The 13,887-nt window shown below is 43.0% G+C and carries 11 protein-coding genes; 6 read left to right on the top strand and 5 right to left on the bottom strand.

The genetic code is table 11. From position 1 onward, the window contains the following. Positions 1-59 precede the first annotated feature (59 nt). Together JOD20_RS25220 and JOD20_RS25215 are read right to left on the bottom strand one after the other, a co-directional pair. Entirely contained in the window at positions 60-530 is a 471-nt protein-coding gene (locus JOD20_RS25220) for a hypothetical protein (RefSeq protein WP_204757937.1), read from the bottom strand. Positions 531-878: 348 nt separating this feature from the next. Then, entirely contained in the window at positions 879-1,733 is an 855-nt protein-coding gene (locus tag JOD20_RS25215) for a tyrosine-type recombinase/integrase (protein ID WP_204757936.1), read from the bottom strand. A gap of 172 nt (positions 1,734-1,905) precedes the next feature. Between JOD20_RS25215 and JOD20_RS25210 the strand changes: the two genes are divergently transcribed. The 5 genes from JOD20_RS25210 (at position 1,906) to JOD20_RS25190 (ending at position 5,087) form a co-directional block, all read left to right on the top strand. Then, on the top strand, positions 1,906-2,232 hold the full coding sequence (locus JOD20_RS25210) for a hypothetical protein (protein ID WP_204757935.1): 327 nt from the start codon (positions 1,906-1,908) through the stop codon (positions 2,230-2,232). Between the two features lie 157 nt (positions 2,233-2,389). Then, a complete protein-coding gene (locus JOD20_RS25205) occupies positions 2,390-2,800 on the top strand; it encodes a DUF3221 domain-containing protein (RefSeq protein ID WP_204757934.1) in 411 nt (136 codons plus the stop codon). A gap of 12 nt (positions 2,801-2,812) precedes the next feature. Then, positions 2,813-3,379 carry a trypsin-like serine peptidase gene (locus JOD20_RS25200; protein WP_204757933.1) on the top strand — a complete coding sequence of 189 codons (567 nt, stop codon included), beginning with the start codon at positions 2,813-2,815 and terminating at the stop codon, positions 3,377-3,379. 91 nt (positions 3,380-3,470) lie between these two features. Beyond that, on the top strand, positions 3,471-3,842 hold the full coding sequence (locus tag JOD20_RS25195; protein ID WP_239584076.1) for a trypsin-like serine peptidase: 372 nt from the start codon (positions 3,471-3,473) through the stop codon (positions 3,840-3,842). A 597-nt stretch (positions 3,843-4,439) separates the two neighbouring features. Next, the gene (locus JOD20_RS25190) at positions 4,440-5,087 is read left to right on the top strand and encodes a hypothetical protein (RefSeq protein WP_204757931.1); all 648 of its coding nucleotides are present in this window, start codon (positions 4,440-4,442) and stop codon (positions 5,085-5,087) included. Positions 5,088-5,296: 209 nt separating this feature from the next. Here JOD20_RS25190 and JOD20_RS25185 read toward each other — a convergent pair whose 3' ends face one another. Further along, positions 5,297-9,169, bottom strand: coding sequence for a tetratricopeptide repeat protein (locus JOD20_RS25185; protein WP_204757930.1), 3,873 nt, complete (start codon positions 9,167-9,169; stop codon positions 5,297-5,299). Between the two features lie 25 nt (positions 9,170-9,194). Between JOD20_RS25185 and JOD20_RS25180 the strand changes: the two genes are divergently transcribed. Then, positions 9,195-9,500: a hypothetical protein gene (locus JOD20_RS25180; RefSeq protein ID WP_204757929.1), complete on the top strand. Its 306-nt coding sequence runs from the start codon at positions 9,195-9,197 to the stop codon at positions 9,498-9,500. A 345-nt stretch (positions 9,501-9,845) separates the two neighbouring features. On the opposite strand, the gene JOD20_RS25175 is transcribed toward JOD20_RS25180, so the two are convergent. Together JOD20_RS25175 and JOD20_RS25170 are read right to left on the bottom strand one after the other, a co-directional pair. After that, a complete protein-coding gene (locus tag JOD20_RS25175) occupies positions 9,846-10,196 on the bottom strand; it encodes a hypothetical protein (protein ID WP_204757928.1) in 351 nt (116 codons plus the stop codon). 39 nt (positions 10,197-10,235) lie between these two features. Further along, positions 10,236-13,424, bottom strand: coding sequence for a CHAT domain-containing protein (locus JOD20_RS25170; RefSeq protein WP_204757927.1), 3,189 nt, complete (start codon positions 13,422-13,424; stop codon positions 10,236-10,238). Between the last annotated feature and the right edge of the window lie 463 nt (positions 13,425-13,887).

Here is a 13,887-nt window from a genome sequence, read left to right as displayed (position 1 = left end):
TTATTACTCTTTTATGCGGTCGTTCGGACGCTCCAGCTTCGTAAAATTCGCATGCCTGGCTAGATTGATTTTGCACACTTCTTGACAAACCACCGGGCATAGCCGCTACTAAAGGCAACGATCGTCGCCAGCATCCACGCACGCCGGAGCGATACGGTGCTGAGCATACGTGCTTGCAGCAATCCAACCATGATCCCGACAATACCCCCATACAACCACTTAATGACAATGTACACCATACGCTCGTATGGTGCTTCGAACACCATGATGTGTCTTAAAAACGCTGCTAACCCATGATCAAATAAGGGGTCGGCAATGAGATTCCCAAGAACAACGCCAGCAAGACTCCCACTGACCCAGAGGAGGGCTCCAACGCGTCGATTCGTAACTAGAAGTTGGCACGAAAAGATGACCACATAGAAAAGCAACGAATCAAGGATTACCTCCCGTGGCCCATAGATCGCTGCAATAAGCATAAAAAACAGGGGTATTCCAACCATGGTTCCTGCTATGCCTCGATGATACTGCATTCCATATCCCTTTCTTAGGTACTCATGGCAGCACCCGACGAACGACCACCCACGAGCGATGAGGGGGATCGCTCTGCATGCGCGCGGGTTGGCCGACACGGGGACGACTCATTCGTTAAACGCTCATGATGCAGTATCGTAGCGGGATGTTACACACGTGTTACAGAGGAATCGTGCTGAGCCAATGCCGGTGTGTCGTGGCGGCCAGTCTCACGCTCTTTGACGCGATGCTCAGTATCGTTGGCATCATTCTCACGGGCGTTGACACCGACACCAAGACCGTGGTTAACGAACATCCTTGATCCGCGTGCAGTCCAACGGTATCCCGTGTTCGGCAGCGCGGCTGCGTCAAGACTTCTTCCGCCGCCACTGCCGAATTTCCGCATCACTGGTGGCATCGGCTTGCTCCGCGTAACGCAAGGTCGTCTGGATGTTCGCGTGGCCGAGGCGCTTGCGCACGGTGGCGAGGCTTACCCCATCGGTGACGAGTTCGCTGGCATGGGTATGGCGCAGCTGATGGAGCGTGCAGTGTACGCCAGCGGTTGCGCAGTAGGCAGCCCAGCGTTCTTGAATCGACTGATACCGGAGCGGTCCGCCGTCGCCATTTTTGACGGCGCGAAAGAGCAACCCATGACGAAAGCCCGTCTGCTGAAGGTAGGTCTTCATGCGCTTGACCAGTTTGGGATCATCGAGCAGGAGTGTTCGGCGTTTCCCTCCTTTCCCCAGCACGGTGAGCCGCTCGTTATCCCGCTCCAGGCTGAGATCCTCGACCGCGAGCGTCAAGACTTCACGCACGCGCAAGCCCAGTTCCAGCAGCAACCGAAAGAGCAGCTGATCCCGCCGGTTGCTCGCCGGAATCACCGCCAAGACCGCTTCGACCTCGGCCCGTGGCCGTGGGCGAGGCAACGGTGTCTCGACGCGCACCGACGCGATCCGCGTCATCGGGTTCGTTGGAATCAAGTCATGCTGCTCAGTCCAGCGGAAGAAACGGGTCAGGGCGGCGTGCATGCGGGCGCGGCTGGCGGGCTTGAGGTGACGATGCTGCGCGAAGAAGATCCGGAGGATGGTCGGCGTGATCGTGGTAATCGAGCCAGCATGGAACGCTGTTAGCCGACGGAGTTCGGTGGCATAGGCTCGCTGGGTGTGGACTGAGCGATCGGCGTTGGCCAAGTCGGTCAGAAAGGCGGCGATCAAATCGGTCATGGGGTGAGACGCTGGGATTCGTGAGGGTGACATCGGCAGCTCCGCGTATTCCTGTGATAATGATGGGTTTTGGCTACGTCGGTAGGATCGATACGACGCTCATATGAAGGGGAAGTATAGCATAAATCCTGTGATAATGATGCTTATCACAGGATTCGTCAGGCACTATCGCATGGGTGAAAGCGAACATCTGTTCGCTGCCCTGTTTCGGGGGGCCGTGCGTTTAAGCCCAATAGGATATATTCTAGATTTTTTAGATCACCAAGATTGGACACATATTCAAATGGAAGGAGATCAAGATATAGAGGATATTATTATCTACGGCAACGATAAGATTGTTCGAAGAATACAGATTAAGCAAAAACGATATCCTTATCAATGGAAGCCAAGCGAACTATATGCTATTCTAGATAGCTTTTCTGAATGTGATGATAATGAAAGTGTTTATTATCATTTTGTTTATAGTGGAGCCGAGGGGAAGCAGTATTTTGGGGCATAAAAGGGCTTCACAAAACCGATTAATAGAAGTATACTCCCAATTGGACGACTGATAATTAATCTTATCTGCTGAATAGTCGTTCTACTCCTATACGAATTTAATTAATCATAGAAGTATCCTATGTTAATGCATCAATTACCAGATTAGAGAGGTTTTTATGCGCTATTGGGCTATTTTATTGTTTATCCTATCTGCATGTGGTACATCGTCTACACCTAAATATATTGGGGAAAAGCCTACAGTAAAGGGTTTTATTCAAATAAATAATGCTCTTACTAGTTATACTACCTTAACTTTACCTCAATCTGATGGTACATATAAACAAAGAAAGGTGGATTTAATAGCAAGCCTTCATGTACAAGATTCAACTGATCCAATAAACCAGAATATGATAATTCAAGTTTCAAATGAAACAAAAATTTTTATTCAAAATGACACTGATCACTTTGACGTAGCTACGGCGAAAGACTTGCTGGTTGGTACGAAAATTACTGTCCAGTGTATTGGACAAATTTTAGAATCTTATCCACCCTTGGGCATCGCTGATCAAATTATTATTCTTCGATAATGGAGCAATACAATGAAAAAAATAGTCCTGCTCGCCTTCATGATCTTATGTATCAGCGCAAATACAGCTTACCAACCGGTTAAGGCACAACAGCAAAAACAAGGTCTCATTAGCGTAACACTAATAGATAAAGGAAGTGATCAACCAATAACACTTATGCAACGAGATCCCGCACCTACCCAATCTTTTTCTGCCATTGGTGGATGGTTACCAGATAAACCTACAATATCATCAGGTTCTAATCCCTCTCCAACCCTATTCCCAATTCCAAAAGAGGATAGTTTGTTATCGCCTAATCGTATTATTGGACCCGATGATCGTTTTCGAATTACAACTACGGGTAATTGGCCATGGTCTACTGTGGTAAGTGTGCTTGTTCTGCGAGACGGACAATATGGCCTTTGTAGTGGTTGGATGGTTGGCGCAAGTGCTATTGTTACCGCTGGTCATTGTATTTTCAATGCGTCAGCGATAACTGATAAATGGGCGAAAGAAGTTATTGTCACACCTGGCCTTGATGGTTCACAAGCCCCTTTTGGACAATGTAAAGGATTCAGAGCCATCCATTGCTCCTGTTGAATGGGTTAATAGTGGAAATACTGACTATGATTGGGGTATTATAACCCTTAAATGTCAGATTGGTTATCAAACAGGTGTTGTTGGATTCAGTGTGACTGGAAATATCATCGGTCAGTTGACATTTCTAACAGGATATCCTCTAGGTACGCCCGACGGAGTAGATGAAGGTACTTCTATGTGGTCAGGAAACGGAAGGATACAAAAAAATAATGTATTAACGTTTGACTATGATAACGATACTACAAGTGGGCAAAGTGGCGCCGTTTATTGGCAACCAAATAATATTCCTATAGGTTGTTCAACACCGTGTATTATCGGTACTCATGCAAACTCTTTTGATCCTATAATCTCTCCTCCAGCTTGGAATCAAGGTCCTAGAATCACACAAGAAGTTTTTGATGAGCTTTATTTTTGGAGACAATATAAAACACATCAAGTATTTATTTCATTTGTTTCTCAATAGTAGTATAATAAATCCAAAGCGTATCGTTTATAAACGATACGCTTTGGATTTAATGAATTAAGATATTTTATTCTAGCATTAATATCTCTTTATAGTATAAGAAAATTAATAACGGATATATAACCAATAATCCTCATTATTATTGATAGAAATCACATGAACTGTATAATACGAAATATTCGTCCTACTTTTATAAAAAGAAAATTGGTAATACTATGATTTCATTGGTATGCCGATTCTTGCGATAGTAATGCCCAAATTGGTAGCGTATAGCCTTCTGTATTCTGAAAATACAGGAGCCTATCATTTAAGTTTATTAATCCTAGGGCCATTTTTCGCCGAATGGTCACTCTACCCCCATGAGTGTGCTACGAGCAAAGTTAAGACAAACCAACTATTGCTACAATTAAGTCATTATGTTTACTCTGCGGCTAGCCGCACGAATGTTGGTCATAGGCCATCCACGTGGTGTGCTCGTGATGATGAACGATGGGATTGTTGGCATAGAGCCATGGTTTGTAGCACTGCCCTAGACCCACTATGGTATGCTGTCGGTGCCGCTCTATTAAGGAGAGCGGCACCGAAAAGGAGGACAGGATGCGTTGGAAGCACCGTGTTGGCCTCACCAGTCTGATTCTCATCCTTGTGGCGTGTGGGTCAACCATGACGGCGAGCGAACGGGATGCGATTGCGCCGCGTGTGTTGGATATCCCGATGGATGATTGTAGTCTCTCCCCAAGCCGTACCTATGTGCTGATTGTGCAGAATGATAAGCCGAGCAACGAACAATATTCTATTTATTCGCTTGCGACAAAGCAGCCAATCTCCTTACCCACATCAGAGCAGAATGTTTATGGGAGTCCCGTTGATTGGATGATCGGCGCGACGCATGATATTTTGGTTGTGCAACCGCATTGGCTCGTTGATCTCTCGACGCAGATCGTTACGGATACCCGCACGTTTGATCCCCTGAGAACGAGCCCATGGTGGGGTACGGGACCACGATTTATTGATCGTACGGTTTCGCCTGATGGCCGCTATCAGAGTGCCTATGGACAAGTATCTGTTGTTCCAACGCACGGTAATCCTTTACCGCCTTTGATCGTTTCCGTCCAAAACTCTGCTGCAGAATTATGTGGCAATGCGTGGGAAGCAGACAGTAGTGGCCTGTATTTCATCGATCATGGCTATCAAGCACGAGCAACCTATCCTGGCCCACTCCGTTTTCTCCCAATTACTCCGTAACTCCTTGTGATAGCGGCAAATGAGCAGCGGTAAACACCCATTATCAGCTGCTCGTTTGTATGTAGAAATTCAGTAAAAATACGTTAATGATAGGGGCTGATTTTGGATAAAATATCAGTACCCTACACTCGTAAAAAGCTTAATTCAGTGGCAGATCTAAAAGTTTCTGTGCAGATTGTCGAGTGCCATTCTAAATTTTTCTCAAATTGTTACTCTCCTTTTTTTGCGTTCTCAACAAAAGGACGGACTGGTCCAGATCGCAGAAATGTAATGGTAACAGCAGCGGCAGCAGCGGCAGCAAATGGATGCCATTGGTCATTTTTAGTATTGTCTCCATAATCACTGATTCCACGTATTGAAAGGAATCGTGGTCGATGCTCTCCATAAGTAGTCGCAGCAGCAACACCATAGGATTCCATCTCAAAAGCAGTAATTTTACGATCAAGCTGCTCGAGTAAGCGTAAAAATTTCTCATCAGCAATAACTTTTTCGCCGACGGCAATAGGTGCTAGATGTATCACTGGTGATCGCAGTTTATTGTCTTTCGAGCGTATCGGATCTGCTTCATCAGGACGTGATAGTTGAATCAATTGTAACCATGAAGCATCAAGATGGCTAGCCCGACCAAAGAGTTCACGATCAGATGGGTAGCTACGAATTTCATGACGCTCTTTGCCATGGAGTCGTTTGCTTTTCTCATAAAAGAAGATATGCGTGCTTATAACGACATCACCGAGTAATACTTTGCTCCGTACTCCACCAGCAATGCCAACCATCAGAACGTGTCTTGGGCGGAGAGCCGTAATTAATGTATTACTTATCAACGCTGCATCAATGTTTCCGGCATCATTAAGGCGTGTTAACGCAATTTCGTAGACCCCAGCGTTCGAATCAAGTGTAGTACGAAAGTAGGTAGGAAGTCCACCAGTGTTGATCATCTGATTATTAGGTAATACCGCCTTTACTGCATCAAGTTCGATCTGGAGCGCGGTAATAATTAGAAAATCGATAGCTGACAACTCGGATTTTGCAGATGTATTTACATTTGTTTTTCTGCTATCTTCAGGAGAAGATACTCCATTTTGAGTAAGAGGCCCATGAATTGTATTACCAACCGCAATGTTTCCTCCAGAAATGGAGCCGACATGAATAGATGGTGATGTATTCGTGTGTTTGGGGTCGCTATGATCGGTTGGTTTATTTTCCTCGTCCATGAAAGTACTTGTCCTTTCTTGGTTATTAAGAACCGGATTTATGTCGATCCCTTGTGAATCCAACGTTTCCTGAATTAGGATAGCTAAAGGATGATTAGGGCATCCAGCCTCTACAAAAGCAATTTGTGCTAGACGAAGATATTTGTGTTGTTCTAAATTGGCTGATTGAAGACCATATAGATCGGCAATTGCCGAATATATTTGTGCCAGCATAAAAATATTTCGACATCGCTGTTGAGATGCGACAACAACTCCTTTCTGGTAATAGGACATTGCTTGTATTGGATCGCCCTTCTGATATTCCAAATCACCAAGTGCCAAGTATATTCCCGCAGTATAAGGGTGTTCAGGCTGATTTATTGCCGTATAGCGTCCGAGAGCCTCAATGAACATTTTATGGGCTTGGACTAAATTGCCACTATTAAGAAAAGTCACACCAAGGAAGTAATAGCTTTCAATAAACTCAAACGAGCTTTCCAAAAGAATACTACGCCGTATTTGGAATGCTTCTTCCACATGTAAAATAGCCAGATTATGTTTACCACTCATAGAATAAGCTATTCCTAACCAGCATAATGCCAAAGCGGTCTCACGATGATTAGAGGGTAGTAGTCGTTTATACATAGCAAGGCTTTGTTCTAGAACTGACTGAGCTTCAACATACTTACCTTCAGCAATTGCTAATCGTCCTTGAGTCCAATAGCTCTCAGCTATTCCTACATCTTCCACATTTTGAAAAACTCTTTTTCGTAATTCAAACGCTTGATCGATGAACTTTCGTGCTGTAGAGATTTTTCCAGTTTCTAGAAGCAATGTTCCAATATTACATAATGATTGAATAACACCTGGATGCTCATCTCTGAAGAGACTTTTTCTGATGCGAATTGCTAAATAGAGATACCAAAACGATTTTCTATAGAAACCTTTTTTGAGATTTAGATATCCAATATTGTTTAGGTTTCGAGAAAGAACACTATAATTAATTGATTTTGTTTTCTTACTTATGTGTAATGCCTTAAACATTAAATGTTCGGATTTTGTAAACTTTCCCCATAGGAATAGTAAGTAAGCATAGTCAGACATGACAGACAGTGTTTTTGGATTTCTGTTTCCAAAGAAGATATATCTTATAATCATTGATTTCTTGTAAAATTTCTCGGCCATAGAAAAATTGCATTGCATTTGATTAATGAGTGCTAATATATAACAAACTGATGCCGATTTAGGATGCCATGGAGTATATAATATATTTCTAATTAATTTTGCCTGTCTAAGATATATCTTTGCCGAATTATATTCTGATATATTATATAATGCGTAACTATAATCACATATTATTTCAGACATTATGAAATTAATTTTATTTTTTGATGTATTTATCAAATATTCAATACTCTTAGAAATTTTCATAAAAGAAACATCATTATTTTTATTGGATTTGTGAAGTGTGTCAAGAAGGCATAAAAGAACAGATTTTTTTGAAAATCTACTATAACATTTTTTATGCATAAAATTATGAATAATTCTATGCATATATGGATTTTCTGAATTACGACTTATAAGTCCGTAATTATATAATTCTCTTAATGATTGATTCATAGTATGAATATCGAGAAAATTTCTTTTATTTAAGAAAAAAATATTTCTTCTAGAGATTGATTTGTTAATACATTCAAGTAATATTTCTCTAGCAACAGGATCTCCGGGAGAGAAACATACAAGATGACTAAGTATATTTAGAATCATAGGATAAATATGATTTTTTTTAATTTTATTAAAGCTAAGTTGAAACGTACTATTAATATTTGCGTCATGTTGAGTATGTAAATATTTTTTATAGTTTTTATCTTTATTTAAAGAATCGTGATTAATGAATTTCAATAAACTTAGTTCATTAATATAGATTTCAACATCTATTTCTGTTTGTTCTATATAGAGTCCAGCTAATTCAACCGCTAACGGTAAATTATCAAGCTCTTTTGCTAATTTTTCTGCATCAATAGGTAAAACTTCAGGGCATATGTTACAAATTAGTTTTACACTTTCATTTATTGTGAATACATCGAGATGAATCGAAGCTATTTGAGGCCAATTAGTATGTTGAGAAGTAAGGATGACGTAACATCCCCCAATATTGGGTATATATTCCATCAAGTCATTATAATCATCAATCTCACAGTTGTCGAATATAAGCAATCGAGGTATTGATTCTTTCCATGCCTTCTTAACAAGATTAATTTGATCCTGTAGATTTACAGTGTACTGTGCATCGAAAAGACCCATGTTCTCCAAATTGCCACATTCTGCGATATTACGCTTTAACTCATCCTTATTTGTTGCTAAGATCCAATATACTCCTCCTTCGAATAAGCCTCCATAGCGATGAGCAAACTCACAAGCTACGCTTGTTTTACCTACCCCAGCAATTCCAGTGATAACTGCTTTTGGTACTAACCCGCGCTGGTCAAGAGCAGTAAAGAGTTGTGCGATCTGGAGTAATTCTCGTTCTCTGCTTACAAAATGCTGATTTGGTGTTAGTGGAAGTAGAGAGGTAGAAGAAATATTCTTTGATATATCAGGTAATGTTTTTGTCGGCAATACAAAGAGTTTTGCTTGTGTAAGAGATTGGCTTTCAATCTTAATTGTCTGAATAATATCTCCATTGGTTCTATTATTTATTGCCAAATTTGAGTTATTCAAAACAATAGTAAATTGTCCTATATCAATATTATTCCCTGATAATAACTCATATAAACCATTGGCTGTGCGAAGAATATTGATAAGCTCCTCTTTTCGTGAAAAGAGGAGCTTATCAATATTCTTCTTGATTTGATCAATGATCAAAAGATCTTGTGATTGAAGGCTCATAATTTATTCCTAAATGATGATTTATATGAGTGCAATAAATAATCTAAATGCAGAAATTAAAGGCACTAGTGAAAGTATTGTGACACCTATCCCAATTCCTGCGGAGACAACAAATGATGCTAACCCAAATGTGACCAATGAGGCAGGAATACTTAAAAGGAAGGCTATAGCCGAACTGACAATGAGACCTATGCATATACCTAGCCATGATCCAAGAACCTTACTTCCATTGGGATCACCTGCGAACATTCGTCCCAAACCAAGAAACCCGACCAATCCTAATAATTCAAGCAATGCTGCAAGAAAAGGATTAACGCGACGCCGAGGCTGAGGGGATGCTAATGAGAATGCTGACAGAAAGAATCTCTTGATCATTGCTGAATCTCCAATACTACTATGAAGATCACTGCCAAATCAATTTTCGAAATAGATGGATATAACCTTATGTGTGGCATTATAGGTAAAGCATATAATAAAGTATTATAGATGTCAATCCACATACATATCCACAGCCAAAACAATCTTGCCACCGAAAGTAAAATAGATAATCGGCTTAATGGCTCAATCATTTAGAGGAATGATTGGTGAAATTTTGTGATAATTTGCTGATTGGTCAATTGGTTTGACATCCTACAATATCTTTACTATTTATCACCTGCTATTGATTCATGCCCATCTACACATCAGTATCTGTTTGTGGAAGATCAAGCAACTCCCGCAGCAAGGCTTCGTCAACCTCACTTAATAAATATTTGCGACCACCTTCTTTTCCAATCTGAATCTCTGGAATATTTTTAGATTGAGTGGTTTTGCGCAATCGACGGATTGACTCAAGGGCAACCGCTACCCCGCCAGCAATTTCGACTGCATGTTTTGTTGCCTCAAGGATGAGATTCAGGGTCTCGACGTTAAACTGCGGTGGCTCTGGATATAGTTCTCCGAACTTCGCGATTTCATCGTAGACCATTGTTTGTACGTCCGTGTGTCCGTCTGGGATTCTAATCACCAGAATGGATGGAGTTGTCATGGATTGCTCCTGAATGCTCTAATACAAGAAGACCCTACATTATTTGAGCACTGCACCATAATGGGTAAAGGCAGCCCAATACATAGGGTGGGCAAACGGCTGATCACCCCGAAATGGACGAAGCATCTGCTCTGCTGTCCTCGCTGGCGTTTCATAGGGAACGAGCATCGCAACAGCGTGGAGTGCCTCAGCACGGGAAAGAGTGCGAAGCCAGCGCGTTGCATCGCTAAGTGCCTTCGCTGATGAACGACCAGCTATCATCAATACATACATCCGATGAAGAACCAAAACTGTTGGTAATGCATATACCGCCCAGAGCGGAGCAAGCGCGGTTTTGCATCCTGCATACAAAAGGCCAATTGGAAAGTTAAGCACTTCTTCGCTGAGGCGCTTAAAATCCAAGACCCCCATTTTACAGGAAACTAAAATAACCATGTCCGTATTCGCTATGTTAAGATTCGCCATCACATCCGTCAAGGTCAGACGCGTATTCGCTAGGACAAGGTGGGAATTGAGCGGCTCATCACCATCATACACTCCATGACACCCGAATAAGATATGCCGTGGTGTTCGCTCACCTATGGCGGATAGAACATTCTGGAGGGTTGCATGGTGATGCAGGATAACCTCTCCGCCACCAGCAATCCGTTGGAATTCCTTGGCTAACCAATCGGTATAGAGTGCAGGACTCGCTCGTCCAGTTGGATTGCCTATCGCAATGAGTGGTTGGAGATGGCGACCTTGGGGCCGATTGGAGATAGCAAAAATCCGCGCCGAAGGACTATAGGAAATGGTAAAGTCATCGTGAAAATAGGTTCCATTATAGCGGGCTGCATGTAATGGGAGTGGCCTCAGGAGGAAGACGGGGATGAGCACAACTTCAGTTATGTGTTGTGTGTGCAGATACGCAGCAATTGGACTAACGAGGTTCTCTCCAAGCTCGTCCAGAATTCCGTCTAAAGGGTTCAACAACATACTTGTATCTTCGAGTTGACCACGCATAAAGCTCTCTTCGATACCCTCTTCTTCTTGGCTCACTAGAAGTTTTTTTAGCGTTGCCACAGAAAAATTTCGCAGGTCACGATAATGGAGATCCAGCGCATGGTCGGAATAAGCGACCACAATCGTATACATGAACTCAATCACTGTATCAATATAGACGAGTGCCATACCTGGTTGGAGACATGCGATTATATCAGCATAGGAAAACGAATCTAGAAACGATTCATAGCCTGGTTGTGCTCGGATAGTGTGAAGTATGGATTGAAACACTGTTTGGGCTTCCCTCGCATCATCATGGGTACTTACCTCATGAGTGCTATAGAGTCGGGATACCCATTCTTGATTGGCGACTCTGCGTAAGCGGGTTGAGGCAGCGATATAGTGCTCATAGAGGTGCGGATGGTCGTGTTCTAAGGAGGCAACTTCCTCTGATTCACGCTGAAGCTGATCGCCCAGAATCTTTGACCGTCCGCGCTCAAGAATCACGACCGCTTCAGCAATTCGCCCCAAGTTCGCTAAAGCATACGCCGCACGACGATAGATATTACCAGCGGTGGTGCTCCATAGTTCACGATTGATGGTTGTTGCCTGGGTCAGATAGAGGGTGTCTGCAACCTCAATTCCTTGTAGAAGAACGTTACAGGCGTTACTCCAGTTAGCTTTTATAATATAGAGCGCACCCATATTCCCACAGACGAGCAATCGATGGTGCAAGGGTAATCCTGGGTAGTTAAGCAATCCCCCATACCGATCAAGCATCTCATGATAGTCCGCATCGTTCGAGTTGCCAACAGTTTCAAATCTACTAAATAAGGCTGAACACAGGACATCACAACTTCGCGCCCACCCATGGGTATTGGGGAGACTTCTCGCAACATCCTCCCGACTGATCCGAATGGCTTCTTCAAGAGTTTCAGGCTGCTGCTCATGCTTAAACCAGCTGAGCAGTATATCAGCATAGTTACTCATATACTCAGACCATATCGCATTCGCGGGATTGCGCATTTTGAGTCCCGCTTGTGCGGCGGCGGTTGCTCGTTGGAGATCTGCAATATCCTTGGTGTGTTCATATTGGGTGTGATAGACAGTTGCCTCCAGATTGTAGAGATCACTTTTCCATGCCATCGTGTCTGGAATAGCAGCGAGGGTCTCAGAGATTACCTCAAGAGCTTCTTGAATATCGGTCGGATGTTTCCGTATTTCATGCCGACGGATGAGGCTGGCGGCTAAATTGTGCCTATACATAATCCACAAAGGTGCTGGAGCTGCCGTCACACTGAGTGCGCGGTGTAATGCATTGATCGCATTGTCAATATCGCTGATGTCACCCCAGGTCTCGAATTTTGTCCGATACACGACACTAATATTATTCCAAACTTCACCAACGTTTTGAGGTGACATAGGATATGCCTGTAAGGCAGTATGGTAATGCTGGATGGCAGCAGTGATATCATTAGTCTCACTTGACAGATCAAATCTTAATCGATAGAGCGACGCAAGATTATTATGACAACCTAACCAATGCGGCGATGACGGACTCATTAATTCTAGTGCCTGGAGTGTATAGATAATCCCCTCATTAACCAGTGCACTATTTTTTTCCCGTTTCGCAAGCCGAACGAGTGTACTGGCGATCATTGCACTACGATCAATCCATAGCCGTGATTGTGGCTCGCAGATAGCGAGTGCTTTTTTTTGAATGTCGAGGGCTTGCAATGCATCATGTATATCGTCAAAGATGTCAAAGCGCATAAGTAAGCTGTTAGCATAGCCTGTATGGAGAACACCCATATGTAATGGATGTAAATGGGTATTGTTAAGCGAGTATTCAAACATCGCAATCGCTTGGTTGAGGTATTCAATTTGGCCGGTTTTTTCATAGAGATTGCGATAAATGGTTCCATAGGCATTGCAAATCCTTGGCTTTTCAATATATGTATCGGGAATGGAATGAATATAGTGCGTCAGCAACCCCACCGCCCGATCAAGATCGTGATTATCACCATATTTTCGATAGCGATGCCCTACAATAAGTCCTATCTCACCATAGGCAATACCAGCCAAATCAGAATATCCCTTACGTTCACAGATTTGAAGTATTGACTCCCATTGGTGGATAGCCTGCTCAAATGCTAATTTACTGATATCCTTATTGAGTTGATCACGAGCTTGGATGGCTTCATAAAAAGCTTCACGCAGCTCGGGTGGAATATATAGTTCACCCATCTCGGTGTTACTCCATAATGAAGGTAGGAGACTAAACGATGAACATCGTGGCCATATGCCAATCTTTATGAACCCCGCCGTTCGGATTATCGAGTCAGAAAGCGCTTGTAATCTACATCCTGCTAGCACACCGCATGGAGCTGCGCTTCCAAATTACGCGCCAGGCCGGAGATACCTCCCGACCGAATCCACTTCCTATCCGATTGCCTGCTCAGGAGCTCTGGCGTGCTAGCAGGTGACATAGCATTGCAGACGCTTACCGTACGCGGCATGATAGCACTCGCAGGGTGGATGTGAGATAACTGGTGCAGCACCACAGCCCAAGATGATGCTTGGACGGCGGTGTTGTCGTGCATGATAAAACCCAGACTAAACGGAAACATTCGTTAGATATACCTGTCCTTATAAATGGCAAAGATTCCCGTGTTACATATCAACGCAACAATCTGTAGGAGTAAAAAAG

This window comes from Herpetosiphon giganteus, assembly GCF_016907925.1.
GTDB classification, from domain to species: Bacteria; Chloroflexota; Chloroflexia; order Chloroflexales; family Herpetosiphonaceae; genus Herpetosiphon; species Herpetosiphon giganteus.
This window is presented reverse-complemented; position numbering and strand designations above follow the sequence as displayed.